The sequence below is a fragment of the Kangiella sediminilitoris genome (genome assembly GCF_001708405.1).
In the GTDB taxonomy this organism is placed as follows: domain Bacteria; phylum Pseudomonadota; class Gammaproteobacteria; order Enterobacterales; family Kangiellaceae; genus Kangiella; species Kangiella sediminilitoris.
Genome location: NZ_CP012418.1, coordinates 1,475,793 through 1,497,893, shown reverse-complemented (window position 1 = coordinate 1,497,893; position 22,101 = coordinate 1,475,793). Strand labels below are relative to the sequence as shown.

Below are 22,101 nucleotides of genomic sequence, written 5' to 3'. Positions count from 1 at the left end.
AAGGGAGAAATGTCACTGCATTGCTACAGTGACTTTACAGCTTCCAGTACTTCGTCTGCGTGGCCTTTTACTTTTACTTTGCGCCACTCCTGACGTAATTTTCCTTGTTTATCAATAAGGAAGGTACTGCGCTCGATGCCCATGTATTCTTTGCCATACATTTTCTTTAGTTTGATGACATCGTAGGCTATGCACATCTCTTCTTCTTTATCGCTAAGCAAGTCGAAAGGAAACTCGTGTTTCTTCTTAAAGTTCTCATGCACTCGAACACTGTCTCTTGATACGCCCAATATTTCGGTGTCATGACTTTTAAACTCCTGGTACAGGTCTCTGAAGTTTTGACCTTCAGTAGTACAGCCGGGAGTGTTATCTTTGGGATAGAAATATATAACGAGGTTTTTGTCTTTAAAATCACTAAGAGAGAGGTCTTGTTCCCCAGTCGCTGGGAGAGAGAAGTTAGGTGCTTTCTTATTCAGCTCTGGTTGGCTCAAATCAGCCTCCTGTTCGCTTTTTATACTGTTTGTTGATTAATTAACCAGCTCTTGTTTGTCGAGAGCCTTGCTTATTGGCTACTAGTCAATGTAACGTTCTAACATTGGGTAATTGTGAACGTTAATATCACTTTACGTCAGAATTTTTATTGTCGCAAGCTACGCATTATGATTTTTATGTTTTTGGTTGTTTTTAAAGCTGTGGCTGGCTAACATAGCGTCGCGCAGATAGAGGATATATATATGTTTTCAGGCAGTATAGTAGCGATTGTTACACCGATGACTGACTCAGGCGAGTTAGATTTTGATGCATTGCGTCAACTTGTTGACTGGCATGTAGAAGAAGGCACTTCGGGAATTGTGGTTATGGGCACAACTGGGGAGTCAGGCACGGTGACCGAAGAAGAGTACTTCAAAGCAATTGATGTTGTTGTTAAACAAGCAGCTGGAAGAGTTGAGGTCATTGCTGGAAGTGGCGCCATGAGTACCGATAAAACCATTAAGCTTACTAATCAAGTGAAACAGCTTGGAGTTGATGGTGCATTGGTTGTGACTCCATACTACTGTAAACCTAGCCAAAAGGGTTTATATGAACATTTTAAAGCAGTAGCCACCCAGTGCGACTTGCCAATTATTTTGTATAACGTTCCGGGGAGAACGGCTGTGGATCTACTTCCTGAGACAGCGGCTAAGCTAGCAGCACTGGATAATATTGTGGGGATAAAAGAAGCCACTGGCGATGTTAGTCGAGTTACGGAACTAAATCGCCTTACGCAAACTCCAATCAGCATATTAAGTGGTGATGACGCCACAGCATATGACTTTATGAAGCTTGGAGGGCATGGTGTTATTTCGGTTACCGCCAACGTTGCTCCGGGTTTGATGAGTAAAATGTGCCAGCTGGCTCATGCCGAAAATTGGAAACAGGCTGCTCTGATTAATGATAAACTCTCAAGCTTGAATGAAAAGCTGTTTGTTGAAGCTAACCCAATTCCAGTTAAGTGGGCGCTTTATCGTATGAAGAAAATGGGGCGTGGAATTAGACTGCCTTTGACAGAGCTGGATCAGAGTTTCCACTCACAAGTAGAAAAAGCATTGGAACAAGCGAATGTTGAATTATCATAAAAAAACTAAAGTTATAAGTCTTTCAATCTGTGCCGCTGTAGTATTATCGGCATGCGCAACTTCCGGGGACGGCTCTGAGGATATTGACGACAGCTACATAAGTAGTCAGCAGGGGCCTGAACTACAACTTCCACCCGGAACCACTGAAATTGAAGTTAGAGATGGCTATCGTGTACCAGAAGGCACTGTTATTACAAGGCGTGAGGCCGAAGGGAAGGCGATGAGCCTTGAGCCACCACAGTTGCTTTTGATTACAGGTGATGGGGTTTGGGTAGACACAGAGCGGACTGAGCCAACGGTATGGGTGAGAAGTGACGCCCAGCAGTTGATGACCTATATCGATCGTTTTATGGATTCCCAGAAATTATCTTATAATCAGTCTGGGCAAAATACTATTAGAACTGACTGGATAACCGACTCAGATGGAACCGATCTGGCTGAGCGATTAGGGTCATACTACGTTGAAGGGCAACGCCATAAGTTTGAGCTAGCAATTGTAGATCAGAAATCAAACGAAGTAGCGCTCCAGGCCAATCACTTAGCAAGTCAGCAATATAGGGAAGGACAATGGATCGATATTAGTACTTCACAACGAGTGGCAAAACAGTTTTTAAACTACTTTATTGGGTATTATGATTCGGAGCGTACCCGCGAAGCACGCAAGCGTATCCTACAGCAGGCAAAAGTTGATTTTGAGCTGGGTTACGATGACCAGGGAGCTCTTGCGCTGGTTACAGAAAGAGAGTTTCTGGCTGTTTGGGAACAAATGACACGGGTCTTAACCGCGCTGAACTTATCCATTACTGACAGAGATCGCTCGGAAAAAGTTTACTACTTTAATGTTAAAGAGCCTGACTCTGGCTTCTGGTCAATCTTTTTTGATGATGACGAAGCTGCCAAGGTAGCACTTGAACCAGGTGACTATCAGGTTAGGTTGTCAGAGTTGTATGCAGGTGGAGTTAGCTTGACCTTTTATGACGCTGAAGGTGAAAAGCTTGACGATAGTACTATCACTAGAATCTACCCTGAGTTTGTAGCAGAGTTTAAGCGAGGCAAGGAATAGAGTGTTAAGAGTAGCTTCGCTGGGCTCTGGAAGCAAAGGCAACTCAACAATTATTGCAACTAAGGAAGCCACAGTCATGGTAGACTGTGGCTTCACTTTGAAGGAAACCACCAGACGCCTTGAGCGGCTAGGTGTTCCTCCAACTTCACTTGATGCTATTTTGGTGACTCATGAGCATCAAGACCACATCAGTGGCGTGGGTCCATTGAGCCGAAAGTTTAATATCCCTGTATGGTCTACCCGTGGCAGCCTCCTATCAGGCAAGTGCGGTAACCTCAAGTCCTATTCAATAATAGAAGGTTTTGAAAGTTTTGATATTCTTGACCTGTCTGTTACACCCTTATCTGTCCCGCATGATGCCAGAGAACCTTGCCAGTACCTGTTTAAGGCCCATAATAAGCAGCTAGCGGTCCTGACAGATCTTGGTTCTTATACCCCGGAGCTTGTAGAAGCTTTAAAGAACAGCCACGGACTATTATTAGAGTGTAACCATGATGAAGATATGTTGTGGAACGGCCCCTATCCCAGATCTCTAAAACAAAGAGTTGGGGGGCCACTTGGACACATGAGTAACCGTCAGGCAATTGAGCTTTTAAAACAGGTGTTCAGTGATAATTTGCAACTATTGATCGCTAGTCATATAAGCGAGCAAAATAATTGTCCAAAACTCGTTCGAGAGAGAGTAGCCGAGTCCATTAATTGGCCACAGGAAAATATTATTATTGCCGAGCAAAATGATGGTTTTGAGTGGTTTGAATTAAGTTAAGAACGAGTTTTATCAATCTGCTCATCTTTTTGTTTTAGGGGCATATGGATAGTTAATACAGCGCCACCCAGTTCCCGGCTGTCTTCAGCCCATATAGTTCCTTTATGACGAGTGATTATTCCCTTGGCAATGGCAAGCCCTAGACCAGCTCCCCCGGAGTCACGATTACGGCTGAAGTCCAAACGCGTGAAGGGTTCAAAGATCCGGTTACGTTTTCCCGGAGGGATTCCTGGACCGTCATCCTCAACTCTAATTTCTATACTGTCTTTAAAACAAATTAATACAACTTTAACCATAGAATTAGAGAATCGTGCTGCATTTCTTATAAGATTGATCATGACTCGATCAATCAGGTTGCAGTCTGCGTACAAAGTAATGGCATCCGGTGGGTCTGATTTCAGAATAAAATTCTTCTCAGGATAAAGTGTTTTGACTTTATCAATCACATGTTCTGTGATTTTGCGTAAATCAAACTCTTCCAACTCTAAAGGGAAACGTCCATCTTTTAATCGGGAATAACCCAGTACCTCTTTAACTAAATCGTCTAGCTCAGACAAAGCATCATCCATGTCCTTTGTCAGCTCTTGCTGTCGATCCTTTGACTTAGTTTGGGAGAATAGGTCGAGGGCAAAACTCAATCTTGCCATCGGTCCCCTGAACTCGTGTGCTACAGCATGCATAAGGTCGCGCTGATTATATAAACTTTGCTGGTGTTGCTTGTGCAAACCTTGAATATGCTTAACCACTTTTGGTGTGTTTTGCGTGATATTAGTCAGGGGTGATTTAATTTTCTTCAGTTTTAATTCACCTAGATCAAGCTCCCCTATGGCTTTAATCGCTCCTCTTAAAGCTTCATTGATGTGTCGGTAAACAACCAGTACGGCGACAGCATTAAAAAGAATCAGAAGAATGATATAAAACAGCCAGTCTCTCAGTTGTATGTCGCTGTCTACTTTGGGGTAGGGTCCAATGGTCAAAATTGTCTGATTATCATTTAATAGGAGATATGCAGAGGGTCCTTCCGGCCGCTCCATGTCGATACCATAACGGTTGTCCTTTAGCCTTTCGAAATAAGAAGGTTCCATCCCCAGCTGTTGTTGAGTAAGGGCTTTTATTTTGATGTTAAGTTCATGTTCTGCCTTGGCAATGGTCTGGGGTGAATAACTATAGTCAAGAAGGGATAATCTAAAATTGAGGAACCTGGCATCGCCAAGTATAGACTCTTCAAGCTCTTGGCTGTCTACTTTGTTCATCCATGGAAAATAGACGTAGTACATAGCTATGAAACTACACAGATTAATCCCTACCAATATGACTAGAAGTGCTAGGCTACGCTTCATTAGACTGCCAATAAATACCCTTCACCGCGAATTGTCTTTATAATGTAAGGCAGCTTTGGATCATCTCCCAGCTTACGGCGTAACCGAGATATTCTCAGGTCAATGCTGCGATCGGTTCCATCATACTCCAACTTGAATGTCTTTCTATGTAATTCTTCTCGGCTCATCACTTCGCCTGAACGCTCTGCTAAGAGCCACAGAAGATTATATTCTGCGGTAGTTAAGTGAACTTCTTCGCCATCGCATAAAACACTCCTGTTCTGCGGATTAATGGCTATGCTCCCAGCATTAATGACTTTATCTTGCTGTTGGCTAGGCTCGTCAGTTTCAATACGTCTCAATAAAGCTCTTAAATGGGCCAGTAAAACATGAGATTTTACCGGTTTACTTAAGTAGTCATCAGCCCCATTTTCAAGGCCAGCGATTTCATCAATTTCATCACTTAGTGATGTGAGCATGAGGATGGGACCTTGATATTTAGGTCTCACTGTCCGGCAAATGGTGAAACCATCCGCTCCAGGTAGCATGACATCCAAAATGACTGCGCGAGGTTGGTTTTGCGTGATGAAATCGATAGCCTTGCTACCATGGCTCTCAACAGAAACGTTAAAATCATGACTTCTTAAGAAATCAGCAATTAAACTAGAAAGCTTTTCGTCGTCCTCGACGAGTAAGATTGTATCGTTCATAAGCAAAACTTATTGGTGGTTCCTACAAAGGTGAGATAAATTGCCTTATTTCAGCGCTTAGGTCAATATTTTCAGGGTTTTATTAAGAGAAAACTTTATGGTTTTTATCAAATATTTGAAATATTGTATTTCAATACTATTCTAAAGTTTATTTAAAATCAACGGGTTATGGTTGATGTTTCGGCTTGCAATTAACTGGTAAACTCTTACAATATGAACTGTGTCATAATTTTTGACATAAGAAGTATAAATTGACTCAATAATGGCTGCATTCCGATGAAAAAACTCATACAAACACTACTCCTGTCTATTGTTGCATTGTTCTCTGCTGTGATGTCCAGCGTTGCCTTGGCTGCGGAGCAAGCAGATGTTGCTGGTGCTACTCTACAGTTAAACGGGCTCGGGGTTCACACTGAACTCAGGAATGAGTGGTTCCTTGATGCTTTGTATCTTGCTAGTACTACTGATGACGCGGAGGACGCCGTCACTTCTCCTGGAGCCAAGCGAATGGAGTTGAGGGTTCTTGCTGATAGCTTATCAGGACGTCGATTAAAACGGTTCTGGGTTGAGCGTATAAAAAACAATAATGAAGCTAGTAATGTTTTGGCAAATGCTAAGGATGTACGTGACTTTGCAACCTTAATGGATCAGGATTTGGTACGAGGGGATATTGTAACCGTTGATCTTATTCCAGGGGTTGCCACATTGGTTAATATCAACGGTTCTGAAATTGGACGTATAAGCCCTGAGGTTTTCCCATTAGTACTAAGAACCTGGATAGGGGACAGACCTCCTAGCACCGACTTTAAAGAGGCTATGTTGGGAGATGCTTCTAGTGTCCAACGCTCTGAACTGATTAATCGTTTTAGTTCAATTCAGCCCTCACCAGATCGCGTAGCTCGCTTTGACCAAGCTGCTGTTGCTGCCGCTGAAGAGGAGGAGCGTAAAAGACAGGAAGCCGAAGAAGAGCGTAAAAGACAGGAAGCCGAAGAAGAGCGTAAACGTCTAGAAGAAGAAAAGCGCAAGCAAGAAGAGCAAAAGAAGCTTGAGGAACAGCAGCAGGCACAAGAAAAGAAAGCAGAAGAGACGGCAGCTGAAGCTGAGGCAGAACGCTTACGTAAAGAACTAGAAAAAGCCCAAAAAGAGCTGGCGGAGAAACAGGAAGCGGAACAGCAGGGACCATCACAAGCTGAGATTGAGGAGTTAAGAAGCCAGTACTCTAAACAGCTTGGCGCCCATTACATACCTTACTTCGAATACCCTACACAGGACATATTCCGTCGTCATGGCAAGTCTGCGTTAATGAGACCTCGTAAAGGGAAAACTCATGGCGATGTTTCTATCAGTATTGAGGTTGATAGAGAGGGGCTGCTAGTTGGTGGTAGTCTGGTTAGCAGTTCAGGTGAAAAAATACTGGATGATGCAGTGATGAACGCATTGTTTGATTCGGTACCATTCCCTTCAATGCCGGAAGACCTGCCGGGAGAGACATTTAAGACGACTGTGAGTATTTCAATTCCAGCGCCAGAAATGTAGAATTAGAGGAAGTCTGATAAAGGGGCCTGTATGGCCCCTTTTATTTATTGTAGAATTTTTCTTTTCGATATTTTTGAGGCCATATGAATATTAATACTTCATTTGATAGTGGAAACATAGAGGTTATTTCTTCTGATAACACTCACAATATTCAACTACAGGTTCGTACGGATTCTAATAGTGAATTTAAGCAGTGGTTTCACTTTAAGTTCAGCGGGGACGTCGGTAAGTCATACGGCTTTGAGTTAACTAATGCCAAGGATTGTTCTTATGTTGAGGGGTGGCAGAACTACAACGTTGTAGCTTCCTACGATAGACAATATTGGTTCCGCGTAGATTCAGAATTTACTGATGAGAAAACACTGAAGTTTTCCCATACGCTAGAGCAGGACTCTATTTATTTTGCTTATTTCGAGCCTTACTCTTACGAACGTCACCAAAACCTTATTCAGGCATCGCAGCTTTCAGGCCTATGTCAGCATAAAGTCATAGGACAGACAGTCGACGGTCGTGATCTTGATTTGCTGGTCATTGGCGATGAAACAAAAGATAAAAAGATTTGGGTAACTGCACGTCAGCATCCTGGTGAAACGATGGCTGAGTGGTGTGCAGAAGGTTTGATCGATCGTTTACTAGATTCGGATGATGCACTGTCACGTAGCTTACTGGATAAAGCTGTGTTTTATGTTGTTCCTAATATGAATGTTGATGGAAGCTATCGTGGAAACTTACGATCTAATGCAGCCGGAGCTAATTTGAATAGAGAATGGCAGAACCCTACCGTAGAGAAAAGCCCTGAAGTATTTTATGTTCGTCAGTTGATGCAAAAGACGGGTGTGGATGCGTTTTTAGATCTTCATGGTGATGAAGCTCTGCCTTATGTATTTGTCGCGGGCTCAGAGGGCGTGCCAAGTTACTCTGATAAAATTAAGTCTTTAGAAGAAGAGTTTAAAGCTATTTTGATGGCTGTAAACCCTGACTTCCAGGACGAGTATGGTTATGACAAAGACGAGCCTGGTAAAGCAAATTTAACAGTAGCAAATGCGTGGGTCGCTGAAGAGTTCAACTGTTTATCTTTTACACTTGAGATGCCTTTTAAAGATAATGCAAACCTACCTAATAAAGAAACAGGCTGGTCTTCAGAGCGAAGTTTCCTACTTGGACAGACTTTACTTAATCCACTATATCAGCTGGTAGACAAATTAAGGTCTTGAGCTTAATTAGCGTTTTAGCTGTAGATGATTCTATTATATCTATGGAAGGTTAATTACTCTTAACAAAAGCGCTTTTTAGAGCGCTTTTGTTTTATCAGGGGTAAGCGACATCAAGTCAGATTCATTTTTTAAAAATCGGTACGATAAATCTTCTATTGGCCACTGATAAGACTCGAAGTTAAAAAGCCCTTTGGACGCATTCATTAATAATATCGGCTTATCAGCAAGTTGATTATTTTGCCATAATGCAACCAGTTTGGACTGTTTTGACCTGGTAACCGTATCAATTATCAAGGTGGCCGGATACTGAGCATTTGGGAAGTTATGATAAGGACTCATAGCTAACAGTTTAGCAACCCCCTGTTTTGAAGACTCAATCTCCAGGTGATTAAGCCATGGCTTATTATTGGTTTGATAGTATTGGATAAAGTCCGCCGTGGGATTTTTGAGGACCAGTGCTGACCATTTGTCCGGAGATAAAATTACTGCCTGGAGGAGGGTAGTGGCAGCATTGTTTTCCCCCAAGGCGGTGACATAGGGTTTAGATGTATAGTTTTTATCTACCAGCCAATCAATTGCCGCATTTAAATCCTCAGCAGCTTTAATTTGTTGATTTGAAGTAGTCGCCTCATGCCAGTTCAGACCATAAGTTCCTCCACCGCGGATATGCGGTATGGCTACAATTCCGTTATTATCCAGCCATTGCCTGTAAACATAATTGTAGGTTTCTGGAAAGTGCTGACCCAGCCCTTGATGAGTGGATATCAGAACTCGATTCATTTCACTCTTCCTAAGACCTCCTCGCGAATATAGGGTTAATGGAATTCGGCTACCGTCGCTTGAGCGATAAAAGAAAACTTTGCTCTCTAGCTGGGCGAGGCTTTTTCGTCCCGAGTGTAGGAGCTTTAATTCTCCATTTAGGAAGTCAAGTAGGTATATTTCACCTGGGGTTGAGATATTGCTGCTTGAAAGAAGAACCTTGAAGTCCTCTCCACGTATTAATTGTGCAATTTTTGTTGCAGTGTGATGGGGTATGTTCAGGGGCTTTTGGGATTCACCATTCAGTCTGGCGATAAACCATTGGTGCTTTGTGTTGTCGACATAGTGTAGGAGCCACTCATTATTTATGAGCTTTGCATTAACCAGAACGCTATCCTGCTCTTGTATCACTTCTCTCCAGTATTTTGATGCTGGTTTTGAGCGATTAATCGAAATAATCCTACCTCTTGACGCTGCCAGTGTCGTCTGAAAATAAAAGGTGTCGCCGTGACTTCCAATAAAGCGGTAGTCTTTAGTCGTTGGCGGGATTAAGCTATCTGCCATAAATGGATCATTCAACTCTAAACTCTTTACCCAATATCTTAATTTTTCTTCAGACTTGTTAAGCCCTTTTAAAACCAATGCGGAGTTGTCTGTTGAAATTTGGACATCAATGCTCCAGTCTTGGGGGGAGGTTACCAGCCTGCCAACGTCAAAAATAACTTGGGGATTGCTGGTTTTAGGAATTAACTTTTGCCTTATAACCTGGTTGCCACTGCTGATTAAAATTGACCGGTTATGCTCGAGCCAGTGTAAATGAGTTTTGACAGAGGTTTCTGGAAGTTCATGGCTCGTGAATTTCTCATTAGCCAGGTCAAAAAGTCTCCACTGGAATCTATTTTCGCCGCTAATACCAGTATTGAGATTTTGTCGCTGAAACAATATGCCGTAGTAGCGGCCACCCGGTGATAACGAACTTGCTACTGGTTTATCATCGGTAATCTCAAGCTCAATGGTCAGTTCAGCTTCGTTGGATGATAGGTTCCATCGCTCTAAAAGGAATTGCCTGCTTAATGTTTTTTGTTTGAGATAGTAGAGCATATGGTTCAATTTTTTTGGGAAGACAATATGGTAGCCGATAGTATTTTCATGCCCCAATCCATCTCTAGGCTTTTGTGGAATTAACTTGGAAAAATATCCTCGAGTTAGACTTTGTTGTTGAATAAGCCAGTCATTGCGTTCTGGACTGTCTTCTACTTCTAACCAATGGTAAGGGTCTCTAATAGTTACACCCTGCAACTGATAGGAGTAATCGCTGGTTTTATTTTGAGGTGCTGCAAGAATTGCAGACGTTTTCTCTCCTTGCTCATCAGAGCAGGAGTTCAGTACAAATAAGAACAGTAATAATGCCAGAGGTTTTCTCATTTTGACCGCCAACAAAGCTTCCTTGTAAAAACCATAGAAATACAAGTAACCAGTCTAGAGTATCCAGTGTTACGTATCAATAATGAAAGTATATATAAATCAATGGCATAAGAACTAGTTATCAGTTAGCGGTTAAGTGTTATATAATACTCAAACGATCTTAAAATCCCGTAACAGCCATGACCAATATTGTGACCTCTGTGGAGATTGATGCTCCATTCCCCAGACCACCAGTAGAACTAACTTCCGAAGAGAAAAGTAAACATAAAAATGCAATAAAAAGATTGCTTGAAGAACATAATGCGGTACTCATTGCGCATTATTACACCGATCCCGATATTCAGTCTTTGGCTGAAGAAACGGGAGGTTTTGTAGGTGATTCTCTTGAGATGGCAAAATTTGGTGCCCAACATGAAGCCACCACGCTTATTATTGCCGGTGTTAAGTTCATGGGGGAAACGGCAAAGATTTTAAGTCCAGAGAAAAGAATATTAATGCCGACACTGGAAGCAACGTGTTCACTAGACTTAGGCTGTCCAATAGAAGAGTTCAGTAAGTTCTGTGATCAGCACCCGGATAGAGAAGTTGTGGTTTATGCTAATACTTCCGCAGCCGTAAAAGCCAGGGCGGATTGGGTGGTGACATCAAGCATTGCCGTTGATGTGCTTGAGCATTTGGCTGAGCAGGATAAAAAAATTATCTGGGGTCCAGATAAGCATCTGGGGCGTTACATCCAGCAGAAAACGGGCGCAGACATGTTGTTATGGCAAGGTGCCTGTATTGTGCATGATGAGTTTAAAACGAAAGCTCTAGAGCAAACAAAAGCACTTCACCCTGATGCAGCTGTACTGGTTCATCCCGAATCACCACAAAGTGTAGTGGAGCTGGCTGACTTTGTAGGGTCGACTTCGCAGATTATCAAGGCTGCTAATGACTTGCCACAACAAAAGCTTATCGTAGCCACTGATAAAGGTATTTTTTATAAAATGCAGCAGAAAGTTCCAGGTAAAGAGTTAATAATTGCCCCTACCGCTGGTGAAGGTGCTACCTGCCGAAGCTGCGCTCATTGCCCATGGATGAAGATGAATGCCTTACAGGTTCTTTCCGAAGTATTTGAGGGTGATGATAAAGAAATCTTTGTCGATGAGGCGTTGGCTGAAAAAGCTCTGATACCTCTTGAAAAGATGGTCAACTTCGCTAAGACTATACAGTCGGAAGTCAAAAGTAATATTTAGAAAGTCGAAAGTAAATCAACTAGTTAGGAGTCAGAATGCGAGTATTTACATCAATAGTACTAGTAGCTGCGATGGCAACTTCTGCCAATGCTTATGATGGGCATAGTGAATCAATGGTAGAAGCTAAAGCTAAAGGAAAGGAAGTTGTAAAAAAATCTTCATCGGCCGAGAAAGGTGTAGGCTTGTGGGAAGAGTTGTTAATGTCTGAGCATCGTTCAGAAAAAAATAAACAACGAGACCAATACCGCAATCCAAAAGAAACCCTTGAGTTTTTTGGTATTAAACCCGGAATGACCGTCGTCGAGATTGCTCCAGGTGGTGGTTGGTATACAGAAATCCTTTCACCCTTATTGGGCCCTCAGGGTAAATTATATGCAGCACACTTTGATCCTGAGAGCGAGGTCGAGTATTACCGCAACAGCCGAAAGGGTTTTGGTGAAAAAATAGAAGCTAATGGGGAAGTTTATCAGAATGTTGAAATAACTACTTTTCAGCCGCCTAAAATATTTGATATAGCCCCGGATGGCTCTGCCGACGCCGTGGTGACATTCCGAAATGTGCATAACTGGCTGCGTGGAAGTCGCGAGACGGTTCTAGAAAGCTTTAAAGCTATGCATAAAGCACTAAAACCAAATGGAGTTCTTGGAGTTGTAGAGCATAGACTCCCGCAATCCATGAAACAGGATGACAAGGCTTCTTCAGGCTATATGCACCAGAAGTTTATCATTGATATTGCCGAGGAGGCGGGTTTTAAGTTAGTAGCTACCTCTGAAATTAACGCTAACCCTAAAGACACGGCAGATCACCCTAAGGGCGTGTGGACGTTGCCGCCAAGTTTGCGTTTAGGTGATGAAGATAAAGACAAATATCTATCAATCGGTGAAAGTGACCGAATGACATTAAAATTTGTTAAACCGGCTACAGAATAACAGTGATACAAAAGGCTCCTTCGGGAGCCTTTTTTGATTTAAAGTTTCACCTTCTTTAGTCTCAGAGAGTTAGTTATTACGGATACGGAGCTAAAACTCATTGCTGCTGCAGCGATCATTGGCGAGAGTAAAATACCAAAGACAGGATAAAGTACACCGGCAGCTATGGGTATACCGAGAATATTGTAGATAAATGCGAAGAATAGGTTTTCTTTTATATTCCTCATAGTTTTATGGCTCAACTGGTAAGCTTTTTCTATACCCGATAGATCACCTTTAACTAAGGTTATCTCTGAACTTTCAATCGCAACATCGGTTCCTGTGCCCATAGCGATACCAATATCTGCCTGAGCCAATGCGGGGGCATCATTGATACCATCACCGGCCATCGCAACTACTTTTCTTTTAGACTGAAATAATTTAATTTTATTTAACTTATCCTCTGGAAGACATTCTGCCTCAAACTCAATGCCAAGGTGCTGAGCGACTGTTTTAGCAGTAACAGGGTTATCACCTGTCATCATAAGGACTTCTATACCGGCCTTTTGGAGAGACTGGACAGCCTTCGAAGAGGAGGCTTTTAGTTTATCTCCAATGGCAACAAAGCCTACCGACTCTCCATCTACGGATAAGTATGAAATTGTTTTACCCGCTACCTGGAGTGCTTCAGCATTTTGTCTGACTTTTCCTGAAAGTTTGATGGAGTTTTGCTTCATCAGAGCCGCGTTGCCCAGCAGTAGCTTTTTACCACCGATTATTCCACTGACACCATGGCCGCTATGAGCCTTAAAGTCTTGGACGTCTAGTAATGATAAATTAATTGATTGGGCGTAATTAACAGTAGCTGTTGCCAGAGAATGTTCACTTGGCTTGTTGACGGAAGCAATTAACTGAGTAATGTCTTTCTCGCTGTAGTCCGGATGGCTGCTTATAACTTTTTCTACCGATGGTTTACCTTCCGTAAGGGTGCCCGTTTTATCGACGATAATCACATCTATCTTGTTGGTTCGCTCCAGTGCCTCAGCATTTTTTATTAATACACCTGACTGAGCTCCTCGACCAACGCCAACCATTACAGACATTGGTGTTGCCAAGCCAAGAGCGCAGGGACAGGCTATGATCAGGACTGCAATTGCATTGACCAAGGCGTAAGCATAGGCTGGTTGAGGTCCCCAGATTGACCAAACGACAAAAGTAATGATTGCAGCTAAAATCACCAAGGGGACGAAGTATTTGGCAACAGTATCAGCCAGTTTCTGGATTGGTGCCCTTGAGCGGCTCGCATCATGTACCATTTCTATCACTTTAGAAAGGAGGGTATCTTCTCCAACTTCCGTGGCAGTAATCAGAATTGAGCCACTACCATTGATCGTGCCAGCACTGACTTTCGCGTCCATTGTTTTTTGAACTGGAATTGGCTCTCCAGTGATCATGGACTCATCGATATCTGAATCACCTTCCAAAATCTTACCATCGACAGGAATTTTACCTCCGGGCTTCACTCTTATTATGTCATTAACTTTTACCTCGGTAACCGGCACCTGCTTTTCCTCACCAGCTTTGACCAGAATCGCAACACTTGGTGTGAGTTTGAGTAACTCCCTGATAGCCTGGTTTGTTTTACCATGAGCTCTCGCTTCAAGCATTTGTCCTAATAAGACGAGGGTCAGAATGACCGTAGCCGCTTCAAAATAGACGAATACGCTACCAGACTCTGTTTTGAACTTAGCCGGAAAGATATCTGGGACTATTAAACCAGCGACACTGAATATCCAGGCGACTCCTGCGCCAATACCAATCAAAGTAAACATATTCAGGTTTAAGGTCTTAATGGATGTCCATGCTCGCTCAAAAAACATCCTACATGTATAAAATACTACTGGTAGTGAAAGGGTAAGTTGAATCCAGTTCCAAACAGGTTGGGAAAGCCATTGATATAATGGTTTACCTGGAATCATTTCTGACATGGCTATAATGAAAATAGGCACTGTAAAAACCAGGGACCATTTAAACTTTGTCAGCAAGTCTTTATAGCTCCCATCTGTTTCTTCTTCCTGTCCAATTTCTGTCGGAATTAGCTCTTTACCACACTGCGGGCAATGTCCGGATTGCCCTTGTTGTATCTCGGGATGATCTGAGCAGGTATATGTGACTTGGTGGGTCTGGGCAGAATGAATTTTCTCCAGATTCATTCCACAAACTGGGCAGGCTCCCGCCTGGTCGTAAAGTTTCTCACCCTCACAAAACATCGGGCAATAATATTTACTCTCTGAGCCTTTTCCGAAAGAAGGCTGGGGCTTGCCTTCATGACCATGCTGGCAGCTAGGAGTGCTCTGATTATTACGCAAAATCTCTTCAGCTTTGTTCTGTTCTATACCAAGAGACATTAAGCTAGTAGCACTTATTGTGTAATTACCAACGTCACTAAGTACATTTTGAAGCCGGGTCAGAGATGGAGTGTTATCGGATTCTGCAATTACTGTATCAGGAAGTTTTACTTTGATATTTTTAAAAACGTCTACTGTTTCTAGAGCTTTTTGAACCTTAGTTCGACAGCCCTCACAGCTCATACCGTTTACACGATAAGCATGAATCATCTGGACTCCTTGATTGTGGAGGCCTGACTTACAACTAACACTAACTAAAGTCAGGCTTCAAATTCTGTCTTTAGCCTATTAGGTATATTGTATGCTTATTATAATCTCTGACAAGATGGAAGGGCTTACTAATGCTGATCATCAAACCCCTTTATTTCAGCGTAGATGGCAATTTGCCCGTCGTTATTGATTTGGAATATTTTGTAGGGCATGAATTTATCCTGGTATTCCATTCCCGGACTGCCAACGGGCATAGCCGGAACCGTCAGACCAATGGCTTCCTTGGGAGGGTTAGCTAAAAACTGCTTAATATATTTAGCTGGTATATGGCCTTCAAAAACAAATTTTCGTCCCTCTGCTTCATAAACAGCTGTGTGACAGGAGCTCAGGCGAGGATCTATTCCCAGCTCTTTTTTAATCGCATTTAGATTAGGACTAATTTTCATGTCCGTTTCTATATCTTGCTTATCCAGGTGTAAGGCCCATTTATCACAACAACTACACCCTTGATTTTTGTATATAACCAAGTGCAGTTCCTTCAGGGAATCTGAAGTTTCGTTGGGACTGCGACCCATAGTCTTTCCGGCTCCAACTAATAGTAAGAAGACGAGAAGGGTTCTGATAGTACAGTTGAGCCTCATAGCTTTCTCCATATTGATAAGGGAAATATACAAGTGGCAGATATTTGTAGAATTATAATATATTAAGTTGTGGTGCAGTTGGGCACTGCACCGAAGTTTTTCAATATCTTTTAGTTTCTTTATAACTTGTTGGTCTATATGACTGGTTAGTCAGTAGTATGTTTACCTTTCTCAATCATATCCTTTACGTAATCGTCTTTATCTTTCTGTAAGTCTTCATCAGTAGGCAAAGGCTGACCAGTGTAGGCATGTAAGAAGGCCTCGCATAGTAACTCACTATTCGTTGCATGCCGCAGGTTATTCACCTGCCGACGAGTACGCTCATCGGTTAAAACCTTAAGCACTGAAAAGGGTATAGAAACGGTTATTTTCTTTACTTTATCCTTTTTTTCACCATGTTCTACGTAGGGGTTAATGAATTCCCCATTCCACTTTTTGCTCATTTTCACCTCACAGTTTGTTGATCACGCAAATTATACACATATTTAGACGCCTAAACATCTTGACTTTTTAGTTTCTTAAGATATGATTTCTATACGTTTAGACGTCTAAACGTATAGATTGTCTTGTGACTGAAAAAGACAAAAATACACTAAGAAGATTGAGAAGCTAACATGCTGACAAGTAGCAAACGGCAAACAACCCCAAATGCTCATATCCATGGTCACGCAATATTTGATAACTTGTATTTGCAGTGCCCACTAGCACTAAGTGAAGGGCATGTTAACAAGGGAGTGAATATAGAATATTCCCTTTATGGTGATCCTGGATTACCAGTTACTGTTGTATTAGGAGGGATTTCAGCGAGTCGTGAAGTCACGCAAGATGGAAATTTGTTGGTGGACAAAAAGTCCCGAAAGCACGGTTGGTGGCAAGAGTTAGTCGGAAAAGGCAAGGCAGTAAATACTGAACAGACCTGCGTCTTATCATTTAACTATATTCCACAACTATCAGTTAATACTAGCTTGGGACATAACCAATTTTGTCTAACACCTACCGACCAGGCGGTAATTTTAAAAGCATTATTAGCAAACCTAAATCTTAACTCTCCGATTACATTTGTTGGAAGTTCATATGGGGGCATGGTTGGGCTTAGTTTCGCAGAGCTTTTTCCTAATTCAATTGAACAGTTAGTATGCATTTCTGCCAGCGACCGCAGCACTCATACTGCTCGTGGTCTTCGGAAGATACAAAAATCTTTACTTGAAATTGCCTCTGATGAAAAACAAGCACGAGATGCACTTTCTCTTGCTCGCCAGCTTTCCATACTGTTTTACCGTACCGAAGAGATATTTAAAGTTCAGTTTGATGATCCTGTTCCGCATGATTCAAAGGGCCAAATAATTGGTTTCGAGCAAACAATTTTTAGCTATTTAAACCACCAGGGAGGAAAGTTTGCCAAGAGCTTCAGCATTGATGATTACAGTGCTTTATTAGACTCAATTGACTCCCATTCAGTTAATGCCTCTCAGATCCAATGCGAGTGTCACTTTATAGCTGTGCCCAGTGATCGGCTAGTCAGTTTCGATTCAATGCGCAGGCTTGCGCATAACGTAAAAGGACTATCTCAATTTTATCGTCTTGATTCAATATATGGTCACGACGCATTTTTAAAAGAATTTAGGTCATTAACAAAATTATTGAAAAAGATTTTAGGAGAAAATGATGAGCCATCAACAAGCTACACAAGCTGTTAGAGCGGGCATCGAAACTGATGAGCAGTATGGAGCTGTAACTCCACCTCTATATTTGTCCAGTAACTATACTTTTGAAAACTTAGGGAGCCCTAGAAAATATGATTATAGTCGCTCAGGTAACCCTACTCGAGATGTGCTGGCAGACTGTCTGGCAGATTTAGAAAATGGCGCAGGAGCTGTAGTAACATCGAGTGGCATGTCAGCCGTTCATCTGGTCACCCAGTTATTACAGCCAAGCGATCTAGTCCTTGTTCCACATGACTGCTATGGAGGTACCTATCGTTTATTTACATCATTGGCTAACAAAGGGGGATGCAGGGTTAAGTTTGTTGATCAGGGTGACAGTGAGACTTTTGCGGCTGCTTTAACCGAAAAGCCCCGTATGTTATGGATGGAAACTCCAAGCAACCCTTTGCTTCGTATTGTTGATATTGTGCAACTGTGCGAGCAGGCCGGTGACGATGTAATAAAGGTTGTAGACAATACGTTTTTGTCACCAATCCAGCAGAAGCCCTTAGATCTTGGAGCTGATCTGGTTATTCATTCAACCACCAAATACATCAATGGTCACAGCGATGTTGTTGGTGGAGCGGTAATTGCTAAAGCGGAAGGTCTTTACGAGCAAATTGCGTGGTGGGCGAACTGTATCGGTATCACTGCATCTCCTTTTGATAGCTTTATCACCACTCGGGGAATTCGAACTCTTGGAATTCGTATAAAGAAGCACGAGGAAAATGCACAATCTATCGCAGAGTACCTTGATAAGAACTGTTTAGTGGAAAATGTTTACTATCCAGGCCTGGAGTATCATCCGGGACATTTGATTGCGCGTAAACAGCAGACAGGTTTCGGTGCCATGTTGTCGTTTACAACAAAGTTCGATCAGGAAACCTTAGCAATTTTTATTAAATCACTGAAACTCTTTTCATTAGCAGAGTCACTGGGAGGTGTGGAAAGTTTAATTTGTCATCCAGCAACAATGACACATGCTGCTATGGATAAATCTGCTCAATTAGAGGCAGGTATAACACCCCAGTTATTACGCGTCTCCGTTGGGATTGAGGAGTTAGAGGACCTATTATCTGATCTTAAACAAGCCTTCGATTTTGTTGAGAATAAGCTAGGAAACTTACAGCAGGAGGTGAGCAATGGCTGAGAATAATTTTGCCCTGGGCTCCGAGCTCCTACACAAAAATGGTAAACATAAGGTTCATAAGTTTGGGGGGACCTGCCTTGCTACGGCTGAGTCTATCAATGCTGTAGCAGACATTATTACTTCACAAGTTCAGCCAGGGGATCTGGTAGTGGTTTCTGCTAACGGAAATGTGACTAATTGGTTGTTAGCACTGACTGAGGGTGGTCTAGCTGATGGCCGCGTACTTATTGACTACTTTGAAAGCCTGCAACAGGATCTACAGTTTGATGGGAAGGTGTTAGACAGTATTAAAGCAGATATTGTCAGTATCTGTACTACGATTGGTAAACCACACTACTCTCAAAGTGAGATTCTGTCCCATGGTGAAGTTTGGTCGTCTCTAATTCTTTCCGACGTTTTGAACCGAATTGGCCATAAGTCGTTAGCTGTGGATAGCTGTCGATGTTTAAAATTAAATACTGACACTTACCAGTATCCATTCGATCAATCGTTTGCGGATAATGCACTGGCTGAGCTTTACCAGTCAGAGATCGATGCCGTTTTTATCGTGACTGGATTTATAGCGTTGGATAGAGAGCTTAGGAAAACTACGCTTGGCAGAAACGGCAGTGACTTTTCTGCAACTGCTCTCGGCTACTTGATTAATGCACCCAGCATAACAATTTGGACTGATGTCAATGGGATCTATACGGCGGATCCAAAAATTATTAAACAGCCGCTATTAGTTGAGAGTTTAACTTTATGCGAAGCACAGGCCCTGTCTGAACTCGGTTCAAATGTATTACATGAAAAAACCGTCTTACCATTGTTGTCTTATAAAGGACAGGTTCGAATCAAGAGTTTTGAACTCCCCCACAAAAAAGGCACAGTAGTATCACAAGATATTTCCTCAACCAATCGTGTCAAAACGATAACCTTTAAACCAAAGCTACATAAGGTTTGTGTTCATTCTATTGATGAGCTACAGGCGCGACGCATTCAGAAGAAAATTGCTGAAAAGAACATCGCCAGTTATGTTAACGGCTATGACATTACACAACATAAGTTAACCTTCTATATTGAGAAGAGCGATGTTTTCAGCGTAACCTCAACCATCAAGGCATTACAGCATTACCCATCTGTTCTGCTATCCAATATGACTTTAATCTCACTGGTTGGTCAAAATATCCGTCAGGATAAGCGTATTATTGAGCGCTTCATTCGTCGCTTAAGCAGCTTTGATACGCAGGAAATCCATTACCCAAATAACAGTCACAGCCTATCCGTGGTTATAGAGGATGATCAGGCGGAGTCTTTATTACATGATCTTCATACCAGTTTTTTCCATCGTGAACCTACTGTACCGATTGTGGTATTGGGTTATGGGAACATTGGCAAGAAATTTATTGAGTTAATGGACCAGGGATATGAACGGTTAGGCAATGAGCTAAACCGAACGATTCAGTTACTGGCGGTAGCCAATAGTAAACGATTTATTTATGAGCAAAATGGACTGGAACTGAAATCAATAGAGGCTGAACTTGCTAAGGGTAACGATAATAGCTCTGAGCAGGTGTTTGACTGGCTTGAGCAATACTCTGGTCGTGAGATTATTATTGTTGATACAACGGCAAGTCAGACAGTATCAGGTCGTTACCAAAGTTTTGCTAATAATAAATGGCATATTATCTCGGCTAACAAAATTGCTGCTTCTGATAAAGCTTATGCGCGGGAAGTTCAGCGTGAGATTAATGCTAACCATCGCGTTTGGAAAAAGAATACAACGGCTGGGGCTGGTTTACCCATTCAAGCAGTGATAAAAAATCTTCTGGAGTCCGGAGACCGCATACAAAAACTTAGTGGTATTTTTTCAGGCTCTTTGTCATGGTTGTTTAGTGAATATGATGGATCGGAACCTTTCACAAAGTTACTTAAAGTCGCTCAGGACAATGCTTTTACAGAACCAGACCCGCGTGAAGACCTGTCTGGTAATGACGTAATACGCAAGATACGAATTCTCGCACAGCAACTTGGCTTTGACGATGCGCCGGAAGAGTTTGAAGCGGCAATTTCAGGGGACTTATTGCAGGGAGCTATTGATGATTTTTGGAGTCACTACAGAGACATCAACACATTTTATCAGCAGTTATTGAACAAGGCCGAGTCTAAGGGTCGAGTAATACGCTATATCGCGACGCTAACACCGCAAAAGCTTTCGTTGAAACTGGAGTTTATCGAGAGTAATCATCCATTTGCTTCATTAAACCCCTGCGATAATATTTTTCAGGTTGAAAGCGACTGGTATAAGGACAATCCGCTAATCATTCAGGGACCAGGTGCAGGTCGAGAAGTTACTGCGGGTGGTGTTTTGAATGATTTGTGCGATTTACTAAGGGGGCAATAATGGCATCTCTAAACAACAAGGCGCCAACTTATGAGGAAGCTCGTATTGCCGAGTTTTTAAATGAGCAAATAGCTGATTTGGATGGAAAAGTGAACGTCTCTTTTGAATTCTTTCCACCCAAGTCACCCGAAATGCAGAAGACTCTTTGGAAAAGTATCAAGAAATTGGAACCTTTGAACCCTGAGTTTGTGTCTGTGACCTACGGGGCTGCTGCCAGCACACGCTCCAGAACGCATGATGTGATTACAAAAATTATTCGCGAAACTGGACTAACTGCTGTACCTCACTTGACCTGTATCGGGTCAAGTGAATCAGAAATCGAGGCTATTGCCGAGGACTACTGGGAGAAGGGGGTTCGTCATATTGTTGCTTTACGTGGTGATCTGGGTGATGACAGCAAAACAGGAGACTTCCAGTATGCGACGGATCTTATTCATAAGCTTAAGTCTTTACACGACTTCGAAATCAGTGTTGCAGCCTACCCAGAAGTACACCCCGAAGCAGAAAGTGCCGAAAGTGACTTACAGAACCTTAAAAGAAAAGTTGATGCAGGTGCTTCTCGCGCCATCAGCCAGTTTTTCTTTAGTGCCGAAAAGTATTTACGTTTCAGAGACCGGTGTGATGAAGAAGGTATTGGTATTGATTTAAATCCCGGTATTTTGCCGGTGACCAATTTTCCGCAACTTTTGAAGTTTGCAAAATTTACTCAGGTCGATATACCTGAGTGGATGTTCAAGGTGTATGAAGGACTTCAGGATGATCCAGAAACCAGTCGATTAATCGCTTCTCATATTGCTATTGAGCAGGTAAAACTTCTCGTAAAAGAGGGGGTTGAGGACTTTCATTTTTACACGCTTAACCGTGCTGATTTAACCTATGCGATATGCCACAGTTTAGGGAAGCGTTGTCTTCCATCAGTCGCTTGAAACAAGACCCAATCATTTGTTTATAATAGTGGAGTAGGCTTTTTTGCCTACTCTTGATTGTCCTAATTTCCTATCGATTAATTTTTCTAATCTTTTTATCGTTTTAGCTTATTGAGAATCGTTTGCAAT

The 22,101-nt window shown here is 42.2% G+C and carries 18 protein-coding genes; 11 read left to right on the top strand and 7 right to left on the bottom strand.

The annotated features are described in order from the left end of the window. Positions 1-23: 23 nt before the first annotated feature. Positions 24-491, bottom strand: a complete 468-nt coding sequence (locus KS2013_RS06865; RefSeq protein WP_068991634.1) for a peroxiredoxin — start codon at positions 489-491, stop codon at positions 24-26. A 243-nt stretch (positions 492-734) separates the two neighbouring features. On the opposite strand from KS2013_RS06865, the gene dapA reads away from it, so the two are divergent. From dapA to KS2013_RS06850, 3 genes are read left to right on the top strand one after another with little or no spacing between them, the layout of a single operon-like run. Then, positions 735-1,616, top strand: a complete 882-nt coding sequence (gene dapA, locus KS2013_RS06860; RefSeq protein WP_068991631.1) for a 4-hydroxy-tetrahydrodipicolinate synthase — start codon at positions 735-737, stop codon at positions 1,614-1,616. Then, positions 1,600-2,679: an outer membrane protein assembly factor BamC gene (gene bamC, locus KS2013_RS06855; RefSeq protein ID WP_068991628.1), complete on the top strand. Its 1,080-nt coding sequence runs from the start codon at positions 1,600-1,602 to the stop codon at positions 2,677-2,679. Before dapA ends, bamC begins: the two co-directional genes overlap by 17 nt. 1 nt (position 2,680) lies before the next feature. Beyond that, positions 2,681-3,445: an MBL fold metallo-hydrolase gene (locus KS2013_RS06850; RefSeq protein ID WP_068991625.1), complete on the top strand. Its 765-nt coding sequence runs from the start codon at positions 2,681-2,683 to the stop codon at positions 3,443-3,445. Here KS2013_RS06850 and KS2013_RS06845 read toward each other — a convergent pair. Both KS2013_RS06845 and KS2013_RS06840 read right to left on the bottom strand, forming a co-directional pair. After that, positions 3,442-4,785, bottom strand: a complete 1,344-nt coding sequence (locus KS2013_RS06845; RefSeq protein ID WP_068991622.1) for a sensor histidine kinase — start codon at positions 4,783-4,785, stop codon at positions 3,442-3,444. The genes KS2013_RS06850 and KS2013_RS06845 overlap by 4 nt on opposite strands. Continuing rightward, a complete protein-coding gene (locus KS2013_RS06840; protein ID WP_068991618.1) occupies positions 4,785-5,474 on the bottom strand; it encodes a winged helix-turn-helix domain-containing protein in 690 nt (229 codons plus the stop codon). Before KS2013_RS06840 ends, KS2013_RS06845 begins: the two co-directional genes overlap by 1 nt. Before the next feature lie 276 nt (positions 5,475-5,750). Between KS2013_RS06840 and KS2013_RS06835 the strand changes: the two genes are divergently transcribed. Continuing rightward, entirely contained in the window at positions 5,751-7,010 is a 1,260-nt protein-coding gene (locus KS2013_RS06835; protein ID WP_068991615.1) for a chalcone isomerase family protein, read from the top strand. Between the two features lie 83 nt (positions 7,011-7,093). Next, positions 7,094-8,224: a M14 family metallopeptidase gene (locus KS2013_RS06830; protein ID WP_068991612.1), complete on the top strand. Its 1,131-nt coding sequence runs from the start codon at positions 7,094-7,096 to the stop codon at positions 8,222-8,224. A 75-nt stretch (positions 8,225-8,299) separates the two neighbouring features. On the opposite strand, the gene KS2013_RS06825 is transcribed toward KS2013_RS06830, so the two are convergent. Continuing rightward, positions 8,300-10,408: a prolyl oligopeptidase family serine peptidase gene (locus tag KS2013_RS06825; RefSeq protein WP_068991606.1), complete on the bottom strand. Its 2,109-nt coding sequence runs from the start codon at positions 10,406-10,408 to the stop codon at positions 8,300-8,302. Between the two features lie 179 nt (positions 10,409-10,587). On the opposite strand from KS2013_RS06825, the gene nadA reads away from it, so the two are divergent. Together nadA and KS2013_RS06815 are read left to right on the top strand one after the other, a co-directional pair. Next, entirely contained in the window at positions 10,588-11,643 is a 1,056-nt protein-coding gene (gene nadA / locus KS2013_RS06820) for a quinolinate synthase NadA (protein ID WP_068991600.1), read from the top strand. 35 nt (positions 11,644-11,678) lie between these two features. After that, positions 11,679-12,572 carry a class I SAM-dependent methyltransferase gene (locus KS2013_RS06815; RefSeq protein WP_068991598.1) on the top strand — a complete coding sequence of 298 codons (894 nt, stop codon included), beginning with the start codon at positions 11,679-11,681 and terminating at the stop codon, positions 12,570-12,572. Positions 12,573-12,610: 38 nt separating this feature from the next. Here KS2013_RS06815 and KS2013_RS06810 read toward each other — a convergent pair whose 3' ends face one another. The 3 genes from KS2013_RS06810 to metJ all read right to left on the bottom strand — a co-directional run bounded on the left by KS2013_RS06810 (position 12,611) and on the right by metJ (position 16,253). Then, positions 12,611-15,169: a heavy metal translocating P-type ATPase gene (locus tag KS2013_RS06810; protein WP_068991595.1), complete on the bottom strand. Its 2,559-nt coding sequence runs from the start codon at positions 15,167-15,169 to the stop codon at positions 12,611-12,613. A gap of 128 nt (positions 15,170-15,297) precedes the next feature. Further along, positions 15,298-15,744: a DUF411 domain-containing protein gene (locus KS2013_RS12005; RefSeq protein ID WP_228703641.1), complete on the bottom strand. Its 447-nt coding sequence runs from the start codon at positions 15,742-15,744 to the stop codon at positions 15,298-15,300. A 212-nt stretch (positions 15,745-15,956) separates the two neighbouring features. Beyond that, entirely contained in the window at positions 15,957-16,253 is a 297-nt protein-coding gene (gene metJ, locus KS2013_RS06800; protein ID WP_068991586.1) for a met regulon transcriptional regulator MetJ, read from the bottom strand. 171 nt (positions 16,254-16,424) lie between these two features. Between metJ and KS2013_RS06795 the strand changes: the two genes are divergently transcribed. Genes KS2013_RS06795 through metF form a run of 4 tightly spaced genes read left to right on the top strand, consistent with a single transcriptional unit; the run spans position 16,425 to position 21,972 of the window. Continuing rightward, complete coding sequence (locus KS2013_RS06795; RefSeq protein WP_068991581.1) at positions 16,425-17,507, top strand: alpha/beta fold hydrolase; 1,083 nt, start codon at positions 16,425-16,427, stop codon at positions 17,505-17,507. Continuing rightward, positions 17,476-18,663 carry a cystathionine gamma-synthase gene (gene metB / locus KS2013_RS06790; RefSeq protein ID WP_068991572.1) on the top strand — a complete coding sequence of 396 codons (1,188 nt, stop codon included), beginning with the start codon at positions 17,476-17,478 and terminating at the stop codon, positions 18,661-18,663. The genes KS2013_RS06795 and metB overlap by 32 nt, the downstream gene beginning before the upstream one ends. After that, the gene (gene metL / locus KS2013_RS06785; RefSeq protein WP_068991568.1) at positions 18,656-21,046 is read left to right on the top strand and encodes a bifunctional aspartate kinase/homoserine dehydrogenase II; all 2,391 of its coding nucleotides are present in this window, start codon (positions 18,656-18,658) and stop codon (positions 21,044-21,046) included. Before metB ends, metL begins: the two co-directional genes overlap by 8 nt. After that, positions 21,046-21,972: a methylenetetrahydrofolate reductase gene (gene metF / locus KS2013_RS06780; RefSeq protein WP_068991563.1), complete on the top strand. Its 927-nt coding sequence runs from the start codon at positions 21,046-21,048 to the stop codon at positions 21,970-21,972. The genes metL and metF overlap by 1 nt, the downstream gene beginning before the upstream one ends. Positions 21,973-22,101 lie beyond the last annotated feature (129 nt).